Origin of the sequence: Paenibacillus sp. cl130 (genome assembly GCF_900116035.1) — a bacterium.
Lineage (GTDB): Bacteria > Bacillota > Bacilli > Paenibacillales > Paenibacillaceae > Paenibacillus > Paenibacillus polymyxa_B.
Genome location: NZ_FOYG01000002.1, coordinates 726,359 through 749,950, shown reverse-complemented (window position 1 = coordinate 749,950; position 23,592 = coordinate 726,359). Strand labels below are relative to the sequence as shown.

The following is a 23,592-nucleotide window of genomic DNA, read 5'->3' as shown; positions in this document are numbered from 1 at the left end:
TTCAGGCTGTCGAGAAAGTCTCGACAGCTATTTTTATGTTGATTTTGTTTAAGACGACAGCGCGTTAATGTTGTATAATATAGGTAACTATTGTAGAACGGACGGTGTTGGTATGCTGCGATCTTATCGAGACAAACAACAATCCTTTGAATTGGTTTCCCTGGAAGAACTGGTGCCGCAAGATCATTTGCTTCGCAAAGTGGATACATATATAGACTTCTCCTTTATTCATGAGAAGGTAAGCCCGCTGTATTGTGCGGACAATGGGCGTCCTGCCATTGATCCTACCGTATTGTTTAAAATGATCTTTCTCGGTTATTTCTATGGCATTCGCTCAGAACGGCAACTCGAGCGAGAAATCCAGACGAACTTGGCTTATCGTTGGTTCCTGGGGCTGGGCTTAACCGATAAAGTACCGGACCATACGACGATTAGCTGGAATCGCCGCACTCGCTTTAAAGACACCACGATCTTTCAAGATATCTTCGATGAAATTGTGTTGCAGGCGATCTCTCACCGAATGGTGGGCGGGCGTGTTCTCATGACCGATTCCACCCACCTCAAGGCCAATGCTAACAAACATCAGTACACCAAAGAGGAAGTATTGCAGAATACCAAAGAGTATATGGACGAGCTTAACGAAGCGGTGAAGGAGGACCGGAGAAACCACGGAAAAAAGCATTAAAATCTCGAGAGGAAGTGAACGAAGAAAAAGAAATAAAAGTAAGCAAAACCGACCCGGACAGCGGCTATATGATCCGTGATGGCAAGCCCGAAGGCTTCTTCTATCTGGACCACCGAACGGTGGATATGAAGTACAATCTCATTACCGATGTGCATGTGACACCGGGAAATGTACATGATTCCATCCCCTATTTGTCCCGTTTGGACCGCCAAAGAGAACGTTTTGGTTTTCAAGTAGAAGCCGTGGCGCTAGACTCCGGTTATTTAACGACGCCGATTTGTCGAGGTTTACAAAACCGAAAGATTTTTGCCGTGATTGCTCACCGAAGATTCCATCCCAGACAAGGACTGTTTCCAAAATGGAAGTTTGAATACGATGCCAAACGCAATGTGTATAGATGCCCGGCCCAACAGGAACTGCCCTACCGAACGACGGACCGTAAGGGATACAGGCAGTATGCCTCTGACCCAGCTCAGTGCCAGCATTGCCCGCTACTGGGCCAGTGTACCCAGTCTCAAAACCACCGCAAAGTGGTGACTCGACATGTCTGGGAAGACAGCAAAGAGTGGGTGCGAAGCAACCGGCTGAGCCCATCCGGGAAACAGCTATACCGCAAACGAAAAGAGACGATTGAGCGAAGCTTCGCGGATGCCAAAGAGCTCCATGGGTTTCGCTATTGCCGTTTGCGCGGACTTCCGAACGTCAGGGAACAAGCCCTCATGACGGCAGCCGTGCAGAACATGAAGAAGATGGCGATCCACCTGGATCGCCTAGAAAAACAGGGGTAACACCCCGTTTTTCCAGATACCAGACCATTATGGTGTAAGGAAAAAGAAACCCACGTCTCAAAAAGACGGGGTTTCTCGACAATCTGAAAAAACTCCCATAAAGGGAGTTTTTTATTTATTTCTTATTCATCTCCACATCATGCTCTTTAGCAAGTGTGTTGACTTGTTCACCAAAATCTCTGAATAGCTTTCTACCTTCGCTGAGCTTGGTGTTACTTTCATTGACTAAGTTCAGATCCTGTTTATCCAACGCATCGAGCATCTTAATGAAGGCTTCCTTTTGAGTACTAGCGGCCTTGATGTAGGTTTCGTGGACGGCTCTTACCTCAGGAGTTTCCGTCTTTACAGCTTCTAACTTATCAACAAATTTGGTGTATTCCGGGATGATATCGTCTTTTAAAGCATTATATAGTGTAACATCATCTGTAAAGTTATCTCCAGTCACAGCTTCATACTTATCAGTAACTGCTTTTTCATCTTGTGCCAAAGGAAGCATTCCATCATTTACATACGTGATTAAATCTTTTTTTATCGGATCGGTAGAGCAGGCTGCCAAAATGGAGAAGCAACATAATACTAACATAAACACGCTAAGTTTTTTCATCTGTATTCCCCTTTTTTATGTATGTTATGGGTAATTCGATTTATTTAATAGTCTTAAAGAACTATCCATATTATTTGATTATATCGTATAAATAAGAGAATGGTAGGATTTTTATGGTAAAATAGTGTCAAAATTAAGTTGATTAACCTAAACCTATTCACATGGAATTACAAATAAGAATGTTTTAAGAAGTATATTCCATTTGAACCAGAATTACTTTATGATAGAAAAGGACATCCTAGAATTTCCCTGTATATATTTGGAGAATGGTTGATTTTTTTTAATACATTTGAGAGGAGATTTCAGTATGCAAAAATTTAAAAAGGTGGTTTCAGTTACACTAAGCTCAATGCTCCTGCTTTCATTCGGTATGACGGCGAACGCGAGTACAAGCCCAGAGGTGAAGACGGATCAAACGATTCAAGCAGTTTCCAATGTGCAGCTAACAACTGATAAGGAAAGTGTTATTGAACAATTAACACGCGCGGACAAGCCTGCCAGTATCACAGATTCGGTGTACACCATTACAGAAAATATTAACTTGGCGACACCACAGAAATCTGTATTGAAAAAGAGAGTTACCCCTTCGCTCAAAGCCAGTGCAAACTCAGTATCATCTAAAGCCGCAGCGACCGTAGCGACAGCGTCCACTGCTACATATTCCGGTACGATTACAGAAGAGGGAGGCACACAGTTTTTATATCCGATCTATTTGCAGCCGGGTGAATTGTTACAGGCTCAGTTGGATGGTCCATTTTCAGCCCAGCTTGACTATGACTTATACCTGTATGAGTTTGATATGGCGACAGGCGATATTAATTCCAATCCAATAGATGTTTCCAACTACGGGACTTATGTTAACAATTATGAGCAAGGAGCTGCTTCTCTTCCTGAAAACGTAGGAGCTCGCAACTCGATCGGAGCTGAAAAGGCTTACGCGCTTGCGGTTCATGCCAAGAAGGGGGCTAGCATCAATGACCTTTTCTATTTAACTGTAGCTGTAAGCTCCAACTATGATGCCTATGAGCCCGATGACAGTGCCTTTCATGCTTATAATTTTACGGTTAACGACAAAGGCTCCTCGATTAACTTCCGCACCATCCATTCCGCTAAAGACAACGATTGGTATCAAGTTACAGTGCCGGCCAGTCGTAATTATGATGCATTAAATGTGAAGCTGGACAGCACTTCGGAAAGCTATGGGTACAAAGCGGAAGTATATGCAGCTCTTACTGGCAATCAAATGGTGCTTCTACCGCAAACCAATCATAATGTTACCCTAAACACAGGGATCTACTATGTACGAGTGCACAGCACAAGTCAGTATTCAGCCGACCATTTGTATACACTATCGATTAAACCAGTGCTTCGAGCTGGCAAAATTGAAATTACCGGCTATAACTCCAATGGCTATTATGATTATCCGACATATTCTTACGGTCGTCATTATCGTATTAACGGAGGCAGCAGTCTGATCGTGAACGGTGTTGTGAAAACAACAGATGGTCAACTGGTTCCCAATGCTCCTGTCACGGTCGTATGGCTGGATAAGAACTGGACCGAGAGCAGCGGTAACCGTACGAGAACGGCTTCTACGTACACCGATGATAGCGGTAAATTCAGTGTGACCCTTTCTCTTCCACAATCGACAGGAAAAAATGTAGATTATATAAGTGAAATTGGTTCCACACACTACTATGATCTTACAGGAGTTGCCGCTCAGGTCGATGGAACTTCGATTAGTGCGACGGACATTGTTTATCTGTTTGCTTATAGCTTGAGAAATTAAGATATGCTTTAATGTAGTTTTGATTCATGAGAGTCGCTTTTTTTGAATGGTTAGCTGAGGCTTCCCATTTCTGAAAGGGCGACTTTTCATGTTTATTCACCAAGAATAAGAAAATGGTCTTGTTTTCGTAGATTACAAATAGAAATTGTTTTGCATAATATATTCCAATAGAACCAAAGATGATTTATGATAGAGCCATACAGCCTAGAAATCACCCTGGTTTATCCGGGGATAGCGGGAATTCCTTAAACTATTTGAGAGGGGATTTCAGTATGAAGAGGTTCAAAAAGGCTATTGCAGTTATGTTAAGCATGATGCTCCTGTTTGCTTTCGGAATGACTGCGAATGCGAGTGAAAGTACGGAGGCTACATCGGATCAAGCGATTAAAGTGGAATCCGATATTCAGCTAACAACTGGAAATGAAGACGTGATTAAGCGTTTAACGCGAGCAGACAAGCCAGACAACGTTACGTCTTCGGTTTATGTCATGCAAGAAAATCTCAACTTCAAGACACCAGAGACAACATCATTGAAAAGGGAACCCATTTCTTCGCTGAAGGCAAACCCAATGGCTGCATCAGCCACAGTTTCCTCTGCTACGTATTCCGGTACGATTACGCAAGAGGGAGGCACACAATTTTTATATCCGATCTATTTGCAGCCTGGTGAATTGTTGCAGTCCCAGTTGGATGGTCCATTTTCAGCCCAGCTTGACTATGACTTATACTTATATGAGTTTGATATGACGACAGGTGACATTAATCCTAATGCCATTGACGCATCCACCTATGGTACTTATTTTAACAATTATGAACAGGGGGCTGCCTCACTTCCTGAGAACGTAGGAACCCGTAACGCTACCGGATATGAAAAGGCATATGCGATTGCTGTTCATGCCAAAAAGGGTTCCAGCATCAATGATCCTTTCTATCTAACGGTCGATACAAGCTCCAGCTACGATGCATATGAACCAGATGAGAGTGCTTTCCATGCCTATAACTTTACCTTTAGTACGGGCGGTTCATCGCTTAATTCACGCTCCATTCATTCAGGCATTGATAATGACTGGTACCAAGTTACGATCCCTGCCAGCCGCAATTATGATGCTTTGAACGTAAAGCTTGATAGTGTTTCGGACGGTTATGGCTACAAAGCGGAAGTCTACGGAGCTCTTACAGGAAACCAAATGGCGCTTTTGCCGCAAACGAACCATAATGTCAGCTTAAATACAGGAACCTACTATGTGCGAGTGTACACAACCAATCAGTATTCACCCAATCATTTATACACACTTACACTGAAGCCAGTGCTTCGGGCTGGCAAAATTGAAATTACCGGCTATGATTCTGTTAATGGTCCTAATGATTATCCGAACTACTCATATGGTCGTCATTATCGGGTTAATCAACGCAGCAACCTTACCGTGAAGGGGGTAGTTAAGACAACTGATGGTTATCCAGTGGCAAATGCGCCTGTTGATGTGACTTGGTTGAATCAGAACTGGACTGAAAGCAGCGGAAATCGTACTCGTACAGGCACAGCTTATACGGACCAGAATGGAGCCTTTAGTGTGACTCTTTCCCTGCCATCTTCCACTGGAAGTATAGCGGAATACCTGTCTGGAGCCATCAGTTTTACACACTACTATGATCTATCAGGGGTAGCCGTTCAGGTGTCAGGTACTTCGATTATAGACACAGATATTGTATATCACTTTGCCTATAGTATTTATGGCGGCTGATGGACGGGTTAAGCTAACACTTAAGGTAACTTGTTGCTTGAATATTTTATATCTGAAACAAAAGTAGTTCGTTTCAATATTTGTTCAATTTTAGGACAAAGCATATGTTCATTCCATATATGCTTTGTCCGATATATATAGAAACAGGGTCACATTACACTATACATACGCCTTAGATTGCCTGTTACAAACATGACAGGAGGAAATAGAATGAATTTTGGACCTCTTAGAGCACAGCAAGCGATTCTTAATGCAAGTAGCTTACGGATCAATCCGACAAGCAAGCAAGCTCCACCACCCCAGCTTCATGAAGAACAGGTCTCCAGAGTGGTAGTTCAAGACTCCGTGGAGATTAGTGAAGCCGGTAGACAGTTGGCGGAAGGAGCTATTGTATCACAGGCTACCAAGTATTTCGGTACAACACAGATCAATGATTCATTAAACCGGGTTTTGGAAGGTCAGCCAGAAGAAGTGTCTAATGCAGTGTACAGTATGATTGAATCTAATTTTATCGTCGACGGAACAGTAACGGATGAGAGTCAACGAGCTGTGCTGCTGGAGATGGGAGTTACTCAATCCAAGTATATTGCCGATCATTACATGGAAGGCGACAAGGCCAAAGAGTTTCTGGAAACCATGAACCAGATTGCTAGTATTGCTTTGACACGATCCACTGATCCAGAGACCGGAGATATTAGCTACACGACTCCAATAGATCGTCCGTCAGGTGCTCCTGAGGATTATGTCAAGCTGTCGGAAGTGATGAAGCAGGTTGATCCTCAAAAATATACTGCGTACATGAATGATATTAAAGGTGGAGGAAATGGGCTGAGCCAACTGTTAAATTTTGCGCAAAAGGTTCCTCAACATCCCGATTGGATTGAGAAATACAAGGAACGTACGGGACAGAACGCAGAGTTGCTCAATAACACACCGCTAAACAATCGGTTTGACAAAGCGGATACGACATCAGCTTCTGCTTTTATGAACAGTATGCAAAATCTTCTTAAGGAATCTTCCGCTACTCAGGATTCTTACATGCAGAATATGCGAGGATTTTTTCGGAACTTAGGCGTTCAGGTCCATTAACACTTTCAAATAATTTGTCAGTTCTGTTTACAACTTGCTTGGAACGAAGTATAATAGCTTCAAAACATACTCGTGATATAGAGGAAGCACCTCAAACTTAGGCATTAACGCCTTCGTTTGAGGTGCTTTTTCTATTTTATCCGAAGCGAGTTTGTAAAACTCTTTGAAAATAAAATAAAGTAAGGAGAAGTGTATGTATCGAAAAAATAAGCGAAAGGTAAGGAAGTATAGGAAGTGGGTGTACGGATTTTTGGCTGTAGTCCTACTATTAACGATAATTCCCATATTTCCGGAAAGGGTATCAGCTGCTACTCAGGAGATCATGGGAGGACCTTTTTGCCAAAATAATTTGCCGGGTGGAGGCGACAGTTGGGGCTCTTGGTCAGGAAGTGGGATAGGAGCAACGGAAGTATACACTGGCATGGGTTCGGCCAGGTATAAATGTGATGGTACTACGCAGCCGACAAATCGTTTTATTGATATTGGAAGATCTATTAAGACTTCTGATTATAGAATTTTTGTTTACATTGAAGGGTCGTATCATACTGATATATATACATCTAATAACGCAGCAGGCGACAGTTGGAGGCCTAACGGAACGAACTTATACACATGGACTAATGTAACGAAATTCTATGCCGATAGATTTTACCAGGGAAAATGGATAGATATCACCGACTCTATTACATTAAGGGATGTTCGATATTTCAGAGCGATGGGAACTAACCAACAGACAAGCAATGAAATATCCAAGTTTGGAATCCGTGTTATTCCCAAATCGGACCTAATGCCTAAACCACCTCAGATCCATGCAGGTACAGAGGGACAAGCGATTACAGGATGGACCAAAGAACCCGTAACCGTGTGGATAAATGGGGACGTGGCTCCTGAAGGGCTAAAATACTATGAATATAGCCTGAATGGAGGAGCATTCCAGCCATACACAGGTCCCTTTACTGTATATGATCACGGTGTAAATACGATCTATGCCCGGACAGTAGACGTGAATAACCAGTATAGTGGTCTTTCTTCCGGGAATGTCCGAATAGACAAGATGTCACCAACTCCACCCATCCTAAACGCAACGGGAAACAGTAATGACTATACGATTTCATTACAATCGGGAACAGACGATTATTCTGGACTAGCCCATACTCAATTTCGTTTGACGGGCGTTGTGAATCAAGATTGGCAGGACTATGATGGAGTGTTTCATGTGAATAAAGATGGCAAAAGCACGGTACATGCACGCTCCATTGACGGCGTCGGTAATGTGAGCCAAGAAGTAAGCAAAGAAGTCACCATTGATAAAAAGGGACCGACTGCTCCTGTCATCCGGGCTAGTGAAACAGGCCCAACGAACCATGATGTGAATATTACCATTGATTCAGGAAGTGACCTTACAAATGGAATTAAGATGACACAGTATCGCTTGATTCCATCAGGGGAGTGGTTGACCTACAAGGGTACTTTTACATTAAATGCAGAAGGGATTTACGAATTATCAGCGCGGACGATCAATAATCTCGACGTGTCTAGTCCAATCGTGACTCAATCGGTCATGATTGATCGAACCAAGCCAACGCCTCCGAAAGTTACGTTTTCCGAGGTGACGATACCTACCGGATATACCAATAAGCCAGTGCAGTTTACTCTATCGGGTGCGACGGATACTACAGCAGTACATTATGAATATCAATTGGGTTCTGGCACCTATGTGTCTGGTTCGTCTGGAATATTAAATGGTTCGGGTATCGTAAAATTGACTGCTCAAGCTGTAGATGCAGCTGGGAATCGAAGTGATCCAGTATCCGCAATATCTTATATTGATTTGGAACCACCGACGATTCAACTGACGCCGGATTCGCGTGAATGGAAAGATACCCATATTCATGTGAGGATACGATATGCCGATCAGCATTCGGGGATTGAGTCATCCACAATGCAGTATAAAATCACGAACAGCCCTGATTCACCAGAAAACTGGGATGCTTCAGCCGATACAACAATCCAGATGGATCTTTCAGATGAAGGTGAATGGTATGTTCATGCCAAGGTCAAAGACAGGGTGGGTAACATTTATGAAACGGTCAGCAGTGCACTTCGCATTCAAAGGCAGCCCCAGTCGGTTGTGCTCTCTGCGACATCCATACGAAATACAGAAGCTGATTTGCAGTGGACTCTCCCGTCTGGTCTTGATAATGGTTACGTTTATACAGTCCGAAATCTAACAACTAATGAGGTTTGGGATGTTACGCATCCGACAAATTCTTTTACAGATAGAGGGCTACAAGGAGGACGGCAATACGAATATGAAGTCCGTTCTAGTAATCATGTAGGAGGCAATGCCTATTCCAATCGAGTCCATATATTAACGTTACCTGATGCCCCTGAGCATGTCCAGTTACGACCTGTCTCTCGTCATTCTGCAGAAATCATGGCTGACTTTACGCCAGTCTCATCAGCTAACAAATATAATATTACAGCAGCAGACGTAAGTACGGGAGAAATCATATTTAAGGATACGGTTACACAGGATGTGTATAATCCAATTACGGGAATGAAGCCTGGTAAATATTACGATGTTTCTGTATCAGCTATTAATGACACTGGAGAGGGTACAGCAAAGCATGTATCTTTTTTAAGTCTACCAGACAGCCCGAACGGATTTCGGAATGTAACTGTAAGAGAAGATGGAATCGACTTGAAGTGGAATTCTGTAATCACTGCCACCTACTACGCCCTAGAACGTGACGAAGTATCGGTTTATAACGATGTGTATACAGAATTCACCGATACTGATCTTCAGGCGGGAACAGAGTATGGTTATAACGTTTCCGCTGAAAATGCAACAGGATTCGGAGACTATGCCCATCTGGGAGTTATCACTTTACCTGATCGAGTAACGACATTATCGAGTGTGACGAAGGATGTGTATGCTATCGGTGTTTCGTGGCAGGATGTGCAGGGGGCTGAAGGATACATCTTGAATGTTAACGATGAACCGAAGGTGCGGGTTGCGCGTGGTATCCATTCTTATACGTTTGAGGGCTTGCCTGCTGGTAGATCTGCCAATATTAAAATACGAGCCTACAATCGAAGTGGCACGGGTAAAGATACATCTATCAAGGCATTAACACTACCTGATTCGGCTGTGCAACTTGCAGCTGAAGATGTTCGCGAGCACGATGCCACATTGATATGGGCCCCGGTTGATGGGGCAACTCAATATAAGGTAACGATCAACGGTCAAAATTATTATAGTACGGAACCACGTGTGGTTGTATCTGGTTTAACAGGTGGGAGAAACTATGATTTTCAAGTGAGCAGTGGGAACAGTAGTGGTTTCAGCCAGCCAGCGTTGGGTGAGCTGCTGACACTTCCTCCTGAAGTACAAAATGTTAATGTTACAGAACTTGAGGGTGGCCAGATTTCACTGAGCTGGGATGAAATCAAGAGCTCTTCTCAATATACTGTAACCCGTAAAGATACGGGGGAAGTTTTTAACACCAGAGATGCCCATATTAAGCTTTCAGATATCCAGCCTGGTATGATTTACTCGTTTGGTATACAGGCCGTGAATACAACGGGGGTAGGTAATATAGCTCCCTTTACGCTCCGCGCTTTGCCAGGTCAAATACCAGACAATAGATTGACAGTGAAAGAAGTAACAGATACCGATTTGGTTGTTACGTGGAAAGAAGCTTCGGGTGCAGATGCTTACAATGTCTACCAAAACGAGGTGCTTATCGGTCATACGTCCACCCATGAATTTAAAGTAGATGGATTGGACAGTTCTACAGTGTATCGTATTACCATTAAGCCAGTGAACACAAGTGGTGAAGGTAAGCAGACAGAAGGTCAGGTCGAGACGCTGCCGTCTCCAGCGTTTGCGTTTTTGAAGACGGAAACAACGAATAGTGAATTTATCATCCATTGGGAATCAGACCATGAGAATGATATTTTCGTCCTTGCCAGTGAAGGAGGAACAGAGCTATATCGTGGTAAGGATCGAAGCTATATCTGGAGACAACTTAAAGAGAAGCAGTTGTATACAGTTCAACTTTGGGCAGAAAATAGTCAAGGAAAACGCACAGAGGCAAAACAAGCGCATGGAAAAACAACGGGTAATACTGTGGACGTAGGTGGCGGAGCAGGAGGGGCGGAGAGTGTAAAACCGATTCAGCCTGTTATAAAGGAACCGATAGAAACAGAGCACATTCAGGATTCAACCGTTGAGAAGAAGCCAAATCATTTTAGTGACATTGATCGGATATTTAATAAAGAAAAAATAAATGTGCTTGCCGATTTGGGTATAGTAAAGGGAATAACCCACACGCTGTTTGAGCCGAACAGACCTGTAACGCGTATGGAGTTCACTTCTATGCTGGTCCGTTCCTTGAAATTACCGCTCGAAACAGATGTGACTTTAGGTTTCGAGGATATCAATCCATCGGCGTGGTACGTTGATCTTCTCAAAACGGCGATTAAAGATCAGGTCGCTCGCGGGTTTAGTAATAGAGAATTTGGCCCAGATCGGGTCATTAACCGTGAGCAGGCGGCTAAAATGGTGAATAACATTATCAAGGCTACACCACAGCAAGAAAGCAGTGCATACTCGGATTCCTCTCAAATTGTCGAGTGGGCCAGAAAGGATGTACTTGGTCTAACGGAGATAAATTTAGTACAAGGATATCCAGATGGTAGCTTTCGGGCCAAGCAGGAGGTCACACGTGCGGAAGCGGCTGAGATGATTTATAACATGCTTCAAATGAAATAGAACGAATCAAGGGGCGGCGTTGGCCAGCCCCTTTTTTTGTGTGTACTAACTTAACTTATTCCGCAATAGCGGGGTTTATATTGGATGCTCTGTAGGCAGGAACACCATTAATGAGTGCGGTTTTTAGCTGAATATATCGTATACCATAATAGGAGGTTGTACTACTCATCCCAGATGAAAGTACAGTTATTTTATAATATGAAAAAGGAATCTCATTACTAAATTGATAGGTTGTTTTTGCAGTGGTTGGCAAAGCTTCGACTTCACCTAACCTAAACCAATTTTCTCCGTCATTAGAGCCGTAAAAAGAAAATGAAAGTATAAAAGCTCGAGAAGATGGTTGAGCTAAAAGAATATCATTGATCGTCTTACCTGTATCTAATTTGAAGATGATTTCTCCACCTTTACCGCTTAAACTACTTTCCCAATATAGATTATTATCGATTAAAACATTTTTCGGAAAAGTATTTTTAGAATCTCCGTTCGTTGAAACATTTTCCTCTGCTATAACAACAGGATCCACGGAAAAAGTATAGTCGTCTGGATTTTGACTGAATTTTGCCATGTTGAAATTCCTCCTTAAGTTTAATTTTTGAATGTGTCGAAAAGGTTGATTCATATCATTTATATGAAACTCTCTATGAATATATTCCTTGATGATGGAATGCATACTAGTTATACACTTATTATTTGGGAGATGGCATTTTCCCTTTGGATTGGGAAGTTTGTTTTAGTACTGTTGAGGAATATAAAAGAAAATTATTTGAGAAGTACACCGCTTCCCAAGAATATAATGATTTTGTAATAGGTGGATTTAATGTGCTTACCGACAAAATAGATGCGATTCTGAATTATGCTTTAGAGAACTTTCGAAAAGAATTTCCTCATAATTATGAGTTGCGTTGTCCGGCTATGATATTTCCGTTGCCAAGAGGCGATGAAAGTAATGGTGCTGAGTTTGCTATTATTTTAAAACGAGATGAAGATGGAGATACAATGGTCTATTCGCCACTTCCATTGTCATATCTAGAAAGAAGTTAATACTCTACTGAAAGAAAATGGGGAAACCAAGTGATGAATAATGTAAAGCGTATCCCGGGTTTTCCTCTGGCTATATGGAGTGCGTTGATTTGTGTCGAAGAGATCTCTATGCTTCGAATTAAGTATTGGAGGTTGCTCCAGAAAGATATCCGGCAAATTGTTACGGAGCAGTTTTCGGAGTACAGGCACGGATGGGCACCTGCCTACATACAATAAACAGACCGCAAGCCCGGTAAGTAACAAAGGCCGGTAAGTTCGCAACTACCTCAGGAGGTGTCATCCGTGCCCGGACTATTTAGCGCTATCGCTCTGTTCATCAAGGAATTGACGCTACTCGTTTCCTACGTGAAAAACAACGCCTTTCCGCAGCCATTGACTGAGAAAGAGGAAGCTCGACACCTAAAGCTGTTTGCCGAAGGCAATGCACACTCCCGTAACACACTCATTGAGCATAACCTACGGCTGGTGGCCCATATTGTGAAAAAATTCGATAACACCGGCGAAGATTTGGAGGATCTTATATCCATCGGCACCATCGGACTGATCAAGGCCATTGAAAGCTTTCAGACCGGGAAAGGCACCAAGCTGGCAACATTTGCAGCCCGTTGTATAGAAAATGAAATCCTGATGCATTTGCGATCTCTGAAAAAAACACGCAAAGACGTATCACTCCACGATCCTATAGGGACTGATAAGGAAGGCAACGAGATTACTTTGATTGATATCCTCGGCACCGAGGCGGACGATATTGTAGATAAAGTACAACTCAAAATCGAGAAGAGTAAAATCTATCGCAACCTGGATATTTTAGATGAGCGTGAAAAAGAAGTGGTGATTGGCCGTTTCGGCCTGGAAGCCGGAGGAGAGGAACGAACACAGCGGGAAATTGCCAGAGAGCTGGGGATTTCGCGTTCGTATGTGTCCCGCATTGAAAAGCGTGCATTAATGAAGCTGTACCATGAATTTTACAAGCAGAAGGGGTAATGGATAAGGAGATATATGAAGCCGCTTGAGGCCCTTAACAGGGCCTTTTTAGGTCTTTTTCATAGTTCAATTACTTGCTTCTTTTCAGAGGCGTGTTTAAATTGCATCCCCCTCTGCCCATCCAATATTCTTATATAAGGCTATCCTATAAAAACAACTGCTCCTTTACGCTGAAAAGCGCTAGGCAATTTTTCTATAAGTGTGGTTACTCGTTCAATAAGCTTTAATTCCCGAATATCTTTAATACTGTCAAGATGGGAAATATCAGATGAACTATTCTTTGTTGCTCATGTAGAGAACGCGTTGTTTTCTAGTTCATTAATTCGATTCCGGGTCTTTGTTCAAATGATCTCTAAAAAGGATCTTCTCCTGACCAGTGAACAGCATACGCTTGTCTTTTTGTTTTTATCAACATGCTCAGTACTCGTACACTGTTTTTTTTCGCTTAAATAATAACTATTTTGCTATGTATTTTCATTTAAAACGCAAATAAAAGCCTGTAGTGTTTTTCTACACTACAGGATAAAAATGCTTGATATATTGGGTATTTTCACTTCATCAGGACAAGCTCCTTCGCTAGTTGGCTCTCTTGGATTGAATTTATTTTCCTACATACTCATCCAAAAAGCGATCTACTCTTTTGAAATATTCAGTGGGGTAATGGTTGATGGCATCGATGTGCTCCGTATTTTGCGGGTACCATACTTCTGCTTTTGGGTTATCTTTTAAGGACTCGTAAATAATTTCTGTATTTTTATAACTAATTTGCTGATCTCCAGTACCATGAATAAGCATAACTGGCTTGTCTTTCATCTTTTTTACCGCATCCATAGGAGATATGGAATCAAGATCAACCTTAAAGGCCCAACTTGCCATCCATGTCGATGTATAACTGAATGGAAACGCAGGTAAACCTGAAAAGAAGGGCAAACCCTCTCTCAGAAATAGACCAGCATTACGAAAAGGACTATCTGCAATTACGGCTTTGATGTCATCATTTTCATTTGCGGCCAGCAAAGTAGTAGCAGCACCCATTGAAAAGCCAATAACTCCAATGTTATCACCCGTATGGTCTCTCGATTTTAAATAGCTTACAGCTCCTAGCAAATCGTATTTTTCATTGAGGCCCAGTGTAATCAAATCACCATCGGATTTACCTTGTGAGCTGAGGTCAAATGCCAATACATTGTAGCCTTTCGGAACGAAATGCTCTACTAACTTTTGGGTCCGCCCTTTGACTAAACGATTGCTCGTATATCCATGGACGACAATAATCGTCTTATTACTTTCTTTACTAGAAAGACCACTTGCAGGAAAGAAGGAGCCTCTAATCGTATTATCATTTTTCAAACTCTTGAACTCGACCTCTTCGTAGGGAGTTTTATCGATATTCAATCCGTAGCTGACATTAGTGTCTCTAGGATGGTGCAACAAGGTGTCTACTACTTTATAAGATATAAAAAATATAAGAGCCATCACAAGCAAAAGCACGATCCCTAGGCTCCATAAAATTTTCTTTCGTTTTTTTACACGAACGTTAAATGTCAGATCGGGTTGTAATGATGCCTGACTCATTCAGACTCCTCCAGTTTTTCTTTAGGTTGTATGGGTGCGAACAAATAAAAGGCATGCCCCTTCAGATTTTCCCACTCGGGATGATGAATAATACTTTCTGCAAGAGTTAAGCCCACTCCATTTAAGAAAGAGATATAGGCACGAGAGATCATTGCTGGAGAAAAGCTTTTGTTGAATTCTCCCATTAACTGTCCCTTGGCATAGACGCATTCGATCGCATCTGTCATTACCTTTATACTTTCAAGGACCTTCTGTGTAAGTTCAGGGAATCTTATTCGTTGTCCTAAGACAGATTGAACAAGCCGCAATTCATTTATATAGAAGTAGATATGGTTGAATTGTTCTGCCACCATGTTCTTAATCAATACGCCCGGCGTCTCCTCTTGTTGTAGACAAGCAAGCGATTTCGCCTGAATATCAGCAAGCGGCTCAAGAACAGCGGCGTAGTATAAAGCTTCTTTGCTAGGGAAATATTGAAAAATGGTTCCAGGAGTCACTCCTACACTCTGCGCAATGATTGCCGTTGTGGTATTAGAATATCCACTTTCTGCGAACAGGACAACAGCTTCTTCTAGGATACGTTTACGCCGCTCCAGTCTTTTTTCTTCATTGATGGGTCTTGCCAAATGTATTCCCCTCTCTCTAAACTAAACTTTTATTAATTAAATGATTGATTATTTAATTAATAATATATCTTAAATTACGACTTATAGCAAGAGTGAATTTATCTTACTTACGAGCAGGGTGAACCTCAACAATAAAATTAAGCCGTAGTGCTGCCCAACATGCGCCTCCGGCTTGTTTTTATCAGGTTATTTTGGATGAGTACACGTTCCGCCTTCCTTAAATTTGATAAACCAGTGAAGATTTGGAGGACCTCATATCCTTCGGTACCATCGGACTGATCAAGGCCATTGAAAGTCAAACAGAAGGGATAAATGACAAAGGAGATCCGTTGAACTCCCGCAGTATTTGAAGGCCCTAATCAGGGCCTTTTTTCATTACTTGTATTTCGAACAGAATTCAAAAGGGTATGGGTAGAGCGCAGGATCATGATTATGACATCAGCTGGACGAATAACCTTACGGAACGCGGACGTAGTGGCGAGTCTAAATTTTCGCACGATGACTCTACGAGAAAATTTGTTTATACTTTAACTACTTAATAGTGAATGCAATGGATATGAGGTGGAACTAATGATTCTGGTAAGTTCGTGTTTGGCGGGCATGAAGGTACGATATAACGGGACGGATAGCCTGGATGTACATATTCAGAAGTTGGTAGAGGAAAAGAAGGCTATGACAATCTGTCCTGAGCTTTTGGGGGGCTTTGTGACTCCGAGAGAGCCTGCTGAGATTGTTGGAGGGACAGGGGAGGATGTGCTGAACGGCACAGCCAAGGTGGTCGAGTTTTCAGGCAACGATGTCAGCGATATGTACATTAGAGGTGCGTACGAAGCCCTGAATATAGCCAGAGAGGTTAACGCAAAATTTGTTGTTTTAAAAGAAAATAGCCCGTCCTGCGGATCAGCAGCAATATATAATGGGTCATTCGAAAACCGTAAAATAGCAGGTAACGGGGTAACCTCGGCTTTGTTAAAAAAGGAAGGCTTTAAGGTCATATCGGAAGAACAAATATCGGATATTTTCTTGGATTAAATATGAAATGGTAGATCAAGCGCCTTGCTAGCTTACAGGCTTATACCTGCGAGCGCAAGACGCTTGTTTGTGCTGTGTGCCGCTATACAATTAGACATCACATTATTTAAGCTTTAATGCAAGAATTCCTAGGTATTCCTTGAGGGCTGTTCCGGTTGTAGACATGGCCCCAGCAGACGGCGAGAGCTTGCCAGCATACAGTGCCAGCTTTTCACTTGCCAGATAGTCGGTAGGATAAGCTATGACCTGCATGCCTGCACGCTGAAATTCCAGTGCAGCACGTGGCATATGGAAAGCGGAGGTCACCAGAACAGGTCTAGTGAGTTGATGTTTTCCCAAAATTTGCGATGTATATACGGCATTTTGCTGTGTGTTCAAAGAACGGTTTTCGATCAGAATGTCCTTTGCCGGAATACCGAGTCCTAGTAGCTGCCTCTGCGCAATATTTGCTTCATTACCACTGTCTCCAAACACTTGCCCGCCGGAGAAAAGAATGGGTAAGCCTGTTGCTTCGTGCAGTCGGGCCGCAGTGAGCAGTCGATTAGCCGCAGATCCTAGCAGATTGCCTTGTCCATTGATGTCGGGGGTTCCCTGTGTGGCTCCGCCCCCAAGTACGACAATGACATCGCCTTGAACGGTACGGGGTTGTGGGTACTGTTTTTCCAGGCTACTGATTAACAAATCTCCAGCCAAATTGGTCGAGGAAACATACAGCAGCAATGTGACAAGAAGCAATACGACCGCAGGTATACGTGCCCTTTTCCATAGCCAGATCACGAGCCCTGCCATCACCAGGATGAACAAACCGGGAGGGAGCACAAAGCTGTACAAAAATTTGATGATATAAATCAAGTGCAGACAACCTCCTATCCTTATAAGCTTTATCTATCTTTTTGGTATATTGTAACATAGGAAAATGACTGGATTCCTCTGTCCGAAGACATACCTCGATGAACAAGCGGGCATGAAAGGTGGAGCTTTCCAATACATATTTTTTGTTTGATAAAGTTGTTCTGTAGGCGTAGTATATAAAGTCTAGTGATTTTTTTCATAGAGGAGCGAGAGCGTCATGGGAGAGTTAACGACAGCCAAGCGGATAATGATGATCGCGCTGCTGGTTGTATTATGGGGCATTTCTTGGCCCATTTATAAAGTGGCATTGGAATTCACACCTCCATTGTTGTTTGCAGGGCTACGTACACTGCTGGGCGGTCTGCTATTAGGAGCAATTTTAGTACCGAGATGGAATCGCATTCGTTGGAAAGAAAATTGGCGGGTGTATGCTATTTCAGGTATTTTTAACGTGGTACTGTTTTATGGCCTGCAAACAGTGGGACTGATGTACGTCCCCTCCGGCTTGTTTTCTGTGCTGGTATATCTCCAGCCTGTGTTGGTCGGTATTTTTGCATGGATGTGGCTAGGGGAAGCGATGTCCAGACTCAAGGTGATTGGATTGATCATCGGATTTTTGGGCGTTGCAGCTGTCAGTGTAGGCGGATTTTCAGGGCATGTGGCTGTGGCAGGTGTAATCATCGCCATTATTACAGCCGTGAGCTGGGCATTGGGAACGGTATATGTGAAAAAGGTAAACCAGCGTGTGGATTCGCTGTGGCTGGTTGCATTCCAATGTACACTGGGAGGCATCGTGCTGACGGGAGCTGGAACGGTGACGGAAAACTGGTCGGATATCGTATGGAATGTCCCGTATGTGTCAGGGCTGATATTCGGCACGGTGTTGGGAATTTCACTTTCCTGGTTGCTGTATTTCACACTTGTTAATTCAGGGGATGCGAGTAAGGTTGCGTCTTATACGTTTTTGGTGCCTGTGATCTCGGTGTTTGTCAGCTCGTTGGTGCTGGGCGAAGCGATTACGGCTTTCCTGCTTATCGGGTTAATCTTAATCGGGCTTAGCATTTATTTGGTTAATCGCAGAGCGAGAGTAGTACGACAAGCTTGAGCGTAGTAGTTGAAACCAAGAGATTGAAAGATAGAACTTGAAACTATAGTAACAACAAGGGACTCTTGCACAGTAGCAGGGTCCCTTTTTATATGCCGACAGGAGACACAGCAACGTGGGCTTTGACCTGCCTAATTCGAGAGTTTAAGGGGTTTCCTCCCTGGGGAGTTGGTTAAGATTATGATATGGATGACAGCATACAACCAAGCAAAGAAGGGAGATGCGGACGATGGCACGAAAATTGTTGATTACAGGTGCAGCAGGTACAATTGGGAAAGTATTGTATGAAGGGCTAAAAGCGGAAGGTAAATATGAAATAATCGCTGCTGATGTGAAGAGGGATGAAGAGGCAGGGATTGTGGAAATGGATATACATGATGCTGCACGACTGGCTGAGCTTACACGCGGAGTGGATACGGTACTGCATTTTGCATGGATCAAGGATGAAGGGGATTTCCTCGGCAAAGTGCTGTCTGGCAATGTTAGTGGAGCCTACAAGCTGTATGAAGCTGCGGTGAAAAATGGGGTAAAACGCATTGTTTTTGCCAGTTCCAATCATGCCACAGGGTTTTATAAAGTAGGCGAAAGCATAGATGTAGAAGATCCCTACCGACCCGACAGTTTTTATGGATTGAGTAAGTGCTACATTGAACTGTTAGGCCGGCTGTATGCCGATCAGGGCAAAATATCTTCAATGAATATCCGTATCGGAAATTTTCCTGGAGATGATCGGCCCCATTCGGAGCGCGCCGCTCATATTTGGATCTCTGATCGCGATATGATCCGTCTGACCGTCTGCTGTATCGAAGCTCGTCCGGAGATGAGTTATCTTAATTTGTACGGTACGTCAGCCAATACGGATAATTATTATGACATTGGCTACTTGGAAGAACAAATCGGATATAAGCCGCAGGATAACGCCGCCGAGCTGCTGGAGCAGGCAAAGAAAATCGGATTTTGGGTAAAACAGGATGAAACCACATTCCAGGGTGGGCAAAAGGAGTAGATTAGATCGTTCAAATATGCTTTATGAATAGGCTTAAGGCGTCGATTAGACGCCTCATATTACACAAAACTTCACAAATATCCGAATTGTTCACTCCTCAGGACACTCCTTTGTTCATGAAGCATGAGAGGCTTCACTTTTCATTTTGAATGCGCTTACATAATATATAGTTATACGACGGCGGTGCTACAAACCTTGCTGTCGGTAACGTATACAGAGGGGGAGTGACTCACATTGAATCAGCCTATGCCCAAAAATTCTGCAATGCTTACAACGGATTCCCGCCTGAACGGTAAGAGGCTGGGAACGGGTAGGAAACACGGGTTCTTCTATGAACTGTTCCGCAATCGGGTATTATTTTTGATGTTGTTGCCCACTTTAATTTTTTTCTTCATTAATTCCTACATTCCTATGGTGGGTATTTATTATGCATTTACCCAGTTCGACTTTAATACCAGCCTGTTTGATGCCAAGTTCGTCGGACTCCAAAATTTTCGCTTTCTATGGCAATCCGGCACGCTGACAAAACTGACATTGAATACGGTCGGATACAATGCAGCGTTTATTTTACTCGGTAACGTGCTAGCGATTGTTCTCGCTATTTTGCTGAATGAGCTGCGAGGCCGCTACTTTAAAAAGATCGCTCAATCCGTGATGTTCCTGCCTTATTTTGTTTCTTTCGTTATTCTAAGTGTTATCGTGTATAACATATTTAATTATGATAATGGTTTCCTGAATACGCTGCTGCTGCAATTTGGTGGTGAACGCGTGGATGTATACAACAAACCATGGGTATGGATTTTCCTGATTATCCTGTTCTATTTATGGAAAAATCTCGGCTACAGTATGGTGATCTATCTAGCAGCGATTACAGGTATCAGTGACGAATATTATGAGGCAGCTAAAATGGATGGGGCCAACATTTTTCAACGAATCTGGTACATTACCGTTCCTATGCTCAAATCGACATTCGTTGTGCTGCTGTTGTTTGCGCTTGGTAGTATTATGAAAGGACAATTTGATCTTTTCTATCAGTTAATCGGAAACAATGGGGTGCTGTACAATACGACGGATATTTTGGACACTTATGTGTACCGTTCGCTGAAAGTAACTTTTGATGTGGGGATGGCTTCGGCGGCAGGCGTATACCAATCATTGTTCGGCTTTGTACTGATCATGACCGTGAACTATATCATCCGCAAGTTGAACGACGAGTATGCCTTATTCTAGAAAGGAGGACCCAAACGGATGGCGATCAAAGAGGATGTATACACTCGAATTTTTAAAATTATCTCTTATGTGATTATCATTATTGCTTCCATTGCTTGTTTACTCCCGTTTCTACTTATTATTTCGGCTTCACTGACCAGTAATGAATCGATTATCAGGGATGGATATCACTTTATACCACAGCAATTCTCACTGGAAGGTTACCGGACGGTGTTCACCTTTCCTGAAGAGGTGTTAAGGGCATACGGGGTGACGATTTTTACCACGGTTGTAGGTACGACGTTGGGCCTGTTCCTGATGACGATGGCAGGATATGTGCTGGCACGCAAAGATTTTAAATACCGTAATGCGTTTTCATTCTATATTTACTTTACGACGCTGTTCGGAGGCGGTTTGGTACCTTGGTACATTATGCTGACGAAGTATTTAGGATTGCTTGATACGTATACAGTGCTTATTTTCCCGGGATTGATGACTCCGTTTCTGATCATTTTAATGAAAAACTTCATTCGTTCCTCCATGCCGGAAGAGCTGTTCGAGTCCGCTAAAATTGACGGTGCGGGTGATTTTAAAATTTACTATCGAATTGTGTTGCCTTTATCTACACCGGGTATTGCCACTGTGGGACTGTTTCTGGCCTTGGCTTACTGGAATGACTGGTTCTCATCCTCACTCTTTATTAACGATCCGCATAAATACCAGTTGCAATATTATCTGTATAATGTAATTAACTCCATGCAATTTATCGCTCAAATGGGTGCAGGTACTGGCGTAACCCTTTCCAACGATATGCCGACAGAGTCGACCAAAATGGCAATGGCTATCGTGGTTACCGGACCTATTTTGCTGCTGTACCCGTTCGTACAGCGCTATTTTGTTAAGGGATTGACCATTGGTGCGGTAAAAGGCTAAAGTGGCACTCAAGGACTGTGATGGCATGACGTGCTGACGTTGTGCCATCTAAATAGCACTCTTTGTAAGCGTTTTATTTAATCAGACTACCATTTCAAAGGGAGGATTCACATGACATTCACAAAGAAAAGAAAACAACGCATGTCCATCCTGATTGCAGTAATGGTCATCACGGCGCTATTAGCCGGATGTGGAGGAGGTAGTGGAAACAGCGCTCAAAAAGCAAATGGAGAGGATGATAAATCCCAGAAAGTACAGCTGCAATTTTATATGCTGGGGGATGCTCCTAAGGACTTGCCTACCATTGAGACAGAGATCAATAAGTTGGCGGAAAAAGATCTGAATGCCACCGTCAAATTTAACTATACGACGTGGACAGACTGGGATCAAAAATATAAGCTGTTATTGTCTTCGGGTCAGCCTATCGACCTGATCTTCACTGCAGATTGGACGCAGTATCAGGCCTATGCCAAAAAGGGCGCATTCCTGCCGCTAGACGATCTGCTGCCTAAGGCTGCACCTGCCTTGCAAAAATTTGTGCCTCAGGACATGTGGGATGGAGTTAAAATCGGAGGCAAAATTTATACCGTGCCTGGCACGTATAAAGAATATGTCACAAACGGTTTTGTATGGCGTGAGGATTTACGTGAGAAGTACAATTTGCCTAAACCGACAGATATGAAAAGTTATGAGGCTTATATGGATGGGATACGTCAGCATGAGCCAAATATGAAAACCGTATCTCTGAACAGCGATATTAAGGGAAATCTGCATGATCGATATACCGAATTAGTAACGAAGAGTGTGGGCACACTGCCTTACGGTATCGGTATTAAATACGAAAAACCAACAGAGGTATATAAATTTTGGGGCTCGGATGAACAAAAGGAAGAGCTGAACACTTACAAACGCTGGGCCGATAAAGGATTCATTCCCAAAAACGTATTAAACGTAAAAGATACGCTTCAGGATCAAGTGACTTCTGGTAAAGCAGCGAGTATTTTCGGTGACAATCCAACCCGGTTTAATGATATGGTCATTAAGCTCAAAGCATCTCACCCGGACTGGAAGCTCGAGTACTACCCATTCCCTTTGACGACAGGTTATGCAACTCCAGTGCATCCGATTCATAACGGCTTTGCGATTCCAAAAAGCAGCCCGAATCCAGCGCGCGCATTGGCCTTTTATGAAAAGCTGGTGACGGACAAACGCTATAACCTGCTCACGCAATATGGTATTGAAGGCAAAAACTACGAAGTCAAAGATGGTTACTACCAAATGATAGGTAGCGGCAGTACTAATGGATTTTCACGCGAAGGTATGAATAGTTGGGCTTGGCGTAACCCGGAATACATGCTGTTTGATTCTGGCTTTGACCGTGTGAAGAAAATTTTTGCCGAGCTGGATAAAATCCAGAAGCCTGACCTGTTTACAGGCTTTGCAGAGGACTACACGACATATCAAGCAGAAAAAGCAGCTCTAGAACAGGTTGAGAAGCAATATCTGTATCCGCTCCAAGCTGGACTGATCGACAATGTAGATCAAGGCTTGCAGACCTTCTTGCAAAAGGCAAACCAAGCTGGTTTGGAGAAAATTCAAACCGAATATACAAAACAATGGGAAGCCTATGTAAAGGAGAAGGGGATTAAATAAAACATAAAGAATTGTGATAAAGAAAAAAGCAAGTCTCCAGAAAGTTGGAGGCTTGCTTTTTTAATGTCAGTCTATTTTTTGGGAGCAATGTTCCGTTCT

General features: G+C 42.9%; 18 protein-coding genes and 1 pseudogene. 14 read left to right on the top strand and 5 right to left on the bottom strand.

Annotated features, from left to right (window positions below; translation table 11 throughout):
- Positions 1-112: 112 nt before the first annotated feature.
- Positions 113-1,473 (top strand): IS1182 family transposase gene (locus tag BM358_RS09585; protein WP_091002014.1). Its coding sequence is split into 2 segments (ribosomal slippage): positions 113-680 and positions 680-1,473, totalling 1,362 coding nucleotides; the frame shifts between segments, so codons are not numbered across the junction.
- A gap of 115 nt (positions 1,474-1,588) precedes the next feature.
- Here BM358_RS09585 and BM358_RS09580 read toward each other — a convergent pair.
- A complete protein-coding gene (locus BM358_RS09580) occupies positions 1,589-2,077 on the bottom strand; it encodes a hypothetical protein (RefSeq protein ID WP_023989558.1) in 489 nt (162 codons plus the stop codon).
- A gap of 307 nt (positions 2,078-2,384) precedes the next feature.
- Here BM358_RS09580 and BM358_RS09575 point away from each other — a divergent pair, with 307 nt between their 5' ends.
- The 4 genes from BM358_RS09575 (at position 2,385) to BM358_RS09560 (ending at position 11,477) form a co-directional block, all read left to right on the top strand.
- Positions 2,385-3,866: an Ig-like domain-containing protein gene (locus BM358_RS09575; RefSeq protein ID WP_028540421.1), complete on the top strand. Its 1,482-nt coding sequence runs from the start codon at positions 2,385-2,387 to the stop codon at positions 3,864-3,866.
- A gap of 272 nt (positions 3,867-4,138) precedes the next feature.
- Positions 4,139-5,608: a transthyretin-like family protein gene (locus tag BM358_RS09570; RefSeq protein WP_023989556.1), complete on the top strand. Its 1,470-nt coding sequence runs from the start codon at positions 4,139-4,141 to the stop codon at positions 5,606-5,608.
- Between the two features lie 210 nt (positions 5,609-5,818).
- Entirely contained in the window at positions 5,819-6,697 is an 879-nt protein-coding gene (locus BM358_RS09565) for a hypothetical protein (RefSeq protein ID WP_028540422.1), read from the top strand.
- A gap of 193 nt (positions 6,698-6,890) precedes the next feature.
- A complete protein-coding gene (locus BM358_RS09560; RefSeq protein WP_028540423.1) occupies positions 6,891-11,477 on the top strand; it encodes a fibronectin type III domain-containing protein in 4,587 nt (1,528 codons plus the stop codon).
- 55 nt (positions 11,478-11,532) lie between these two features.
- Here BM358_RS09560 and BM358_RS09555 read toward each other — a convergent pair whose 3' ends face one another.
- Entirely contained in the window at positions 11,533-12,042 is a 510-nt protein-coding gene (locus tag BM358_RS09555) for a discoidin domain-containing protein (RefSeq protein WP_023989553.1), read from the bottom strand.
- Positions 12,043-12,188: 146 nt separating this feature from the next.
- Here BM358_RS09555 and BM358_RS09550 point away from each other — a divergent pair, with 146 nt between their 5' ends.
- A complete protein-coding gene (locus BM358_RS09550; RefSeq protein WP_226887735.1) occupies positions 12,189-12,518 on the top strand; it encodes a hypothetical protein in 330 nt (109 codons plus the stop codon).
- Positions 12,519-12,800: 282 nt separating this feature from the next.
- Positions 12,801-13,502: an RNA polymerase sporulation sigma factor SigK gene (sigK, locus tag BM358_RS09540; RefSeq protein WP_013311218.1), complete on the top strand. Its 702-nt coding sequence runs from the start codon at positions 12,801-12,803 to the stop codon at positions 13,500-13,502.
- A 600-nt stretch (positions 13,503-14,102) separates the two neighbouring features.
- On the opposite strand, the gene BM358_RS09535 is transcribed toward sigK, so the two are convergent.
- Positions 14,103-15,077 (bottom strand): alpha/beta hydrolase, encoded by a 975-nt coding sequence (locus BM358_RS09535; protein ID WP_028540425.1) that lies wholly within the window; start codon positions 15,075-15,077, stop codon positions 14,103-14,105.
- Positions 15,074-15,703, bottom strand: coding sequence for a TetR/AcrR family transcriptional regulator (locus tag BM358_RS09530; protein ID WP_023989549.1), 630 nt, complete (start codon positions 15,701-15,703; stop codon positions 15,074-15,076). The genes BM358_RS09535 and BM358_RS09530 overlap by 4 nt, the downstream gene beginning before the upstream one ends.
- Before the next feature lie 230 nt (positions 15,704-15,933).
- Between BM358_RS09530 and BM358_RS26755 the strand changes: the two are divergent.
- Together BM358_RS26755 and BM358_RS09525 are read left to right on the top strand one after the other, a co-directional pair.
- Positions 15,934-16,023 (top strand): annotated as a pseudogene (locus BM358_RS26755) (RNA polymerase subunit sigma-70); the annotation flags it as partial.
- Positions 16,024-16,273: 250 nt separating this feature from the next.
- Entirely contained in the window at positions 16,274-16,735 is a 462-nt protein-coding gene (locus BM358_RS09525) for a 2-thiouracil desulfurase family protein (RefSeq protein WP_023989548.1), read from the top strand.
- 102 nt (positions 16,736-16,837) lie between these two features.
- Here the strand turns inward: BM358_RS09525 and BM358_RS09520 are convergent, their stop codons facing one another.
- On the bottom strand, positions 16,838-17,587 hold the full coding sequence (locus tag BM358_RS09520) for a YdcF family protein (protein WP_028540426.1): 750 nt from the start codon (positions 17,585-17,587) through the stop codon (positions 16,838-16,840).
- A 217-nt stretch (positions 17,588-17,804) separates the two neighbouring features.
- Between BM358_RS09520 and BM358_RS09515 the strand changes: the two genes are divergently transcribed.
- From BM358_RS09515 to BM358_RS09495, 5 genes are all read left to right on the top strand, one after another.
- Positions 17,805-18,692, top strand: coding sequence for a DMT family transporter (locus BM358_RS09515; RefSeq protein WP_028540427.1), 888 nt, complete (start codon positions 17,805-17,807; stop codon positions 18,690-18,692).
- A 229-nt stretch (positions 18,693-18,921) separates the two neighbouring features.
- Positions 18,922-19,698, top strand: coding sequence for an NAD-dependent epimerase/dehydratase family protein (locus BM358_RS09510; RefSeq protein WP_028540428.1), 777 nt, complete (start codon positions 18,922-18,924; stop codon positions 19,696-19,698).
- A gap of 234 nt (positions 19,699-19,932) precedes the next feature.
- Positions 19,933-20,928 (top strand): ABC transporter permease, encoded by a 996-nt coding sequence (locus BM358_RS09505; RefSeq protein ID WP_023989544.1) that lies wholly within the window; start codon positions 19,933-19,935, stop codon positions 20,926-20,928.
- Between the two features lie 18 nt (positions 20,929-20,946).
- The gene (locus BM358_RS09500) at positions 20,947-21,840 is read left to right on the top strand and encodes a carbohydrate ABC transporter permease (protein ID WP_013311212.1); all 894 of its coding nucleotides are present in this window, start codon (positions 20,947-20,949) and stop codon (positions 21,838-21,840) included.
- Between the two features lie 111 nt (positions 21,841-21,951).
- Positions 21,952-23,493: an extracellular solute-binding protein gene (locus BM358_RS09495; protein WP_023989543.1), complete on the top strand. Its 1,542-nt coding sequence runs from the start codon at positions 21,952-21,954 to the stop codon at positions 23,491-23,493.
- Positions 23,494-23,592 lie beyond the last annotated feature (99 nt).

What these genes read in the sequence shown, in the direction of transcription:
- BM358_RS09580 (WP_023989558.1), bottom strand. Translation starts at nt 2,077, where the DNA reads ATGAAAAAACTTAGCGTGTTTATGTTAGTATTATGTTGCTTCTCCATT.
- BM358_RS09575 (WP_028540421.1), top strand. Translation starts at nt 2,385, where the DNA reads ATGCAAAAATTTAAAAAGGTGGTTTCAGTTACACTAAGCTCAATGCTC.
- BM358_RS09570 (WP_023989556.1), top strand. Translation starts at nt 4,139, where the DNA reads ATGAAGAGGTTCAAAAAGGCTATTGCAGTTATGTTAAGCATGATGCTC.
- BM358_RS09565 (WP_028540422.1), top strand. Translation starts at nt 5,819, where the DNA reads ATGAATTTTGGACCTCTTAGAGCACAGCAAGCGATTCTTAATGCAAGT.
- BM358_RS09560 (WP_028540423.1), top strand. Translation starts at nt 6,891, where the DNA reads ATGTATCGAAAAAATAAGCGAAAGGTAAGGAAGTATAGGAAGTGGGTG.
- BM358_RS09555 (WP_023989553.1), bottom strand. Translation starts at nt 12,042, where the DNA reads ATGGCAAAATTCAGTCAAAATCCAGACGACTATACTTTTTCCGTGGAT.
- BM358_RS09535 (WP_028540425.1), bottom strand. Translation starts at nt 15,077, where the DNA reads ATGAGTCAGGCATCATTACAACCCGATCTGACATTTAACGTTCGTGTA.
- BM358_RS09525 (WP_023989548.1), top strand. Translation starts at nt 16,274, where the DNA reads ATGATTCTGGTAAGTTCGTGTTTGGCGGGCATGAAGGTACGATATAAC.
- BM358_RS09515 (WP_028540427.1), top strand. Translation starts at nt 17,805, where the DNA reads ATGGGAGAGTTAACGACAGCCAAGCGGATAATGATGATCGCGCTGCTG.
- BM358_RS09510 (WP_028540428.1), top strand. Translation starts at nt 18,922, where the DNA reads ATGGCACGAAAATTGTTGATTACAGGTGCAGCAGGTACAATTGGGAAA.
- BM358_RS09500 (WP_013311212.1), top strand. Translation starts at nt 20,947, where the DNA reads ATGGCGATCAAAGAGGATGTATACACTCGAATTTTTAAAATTATCTCT.
- BM358_RS09495 (WP_023989543.1), top strand. Translation starts at nt 21,952, where the DNA reads ATGACATTCACAAAGAAAAGAAAACAACGCATGTCCATCCTGATTGCA.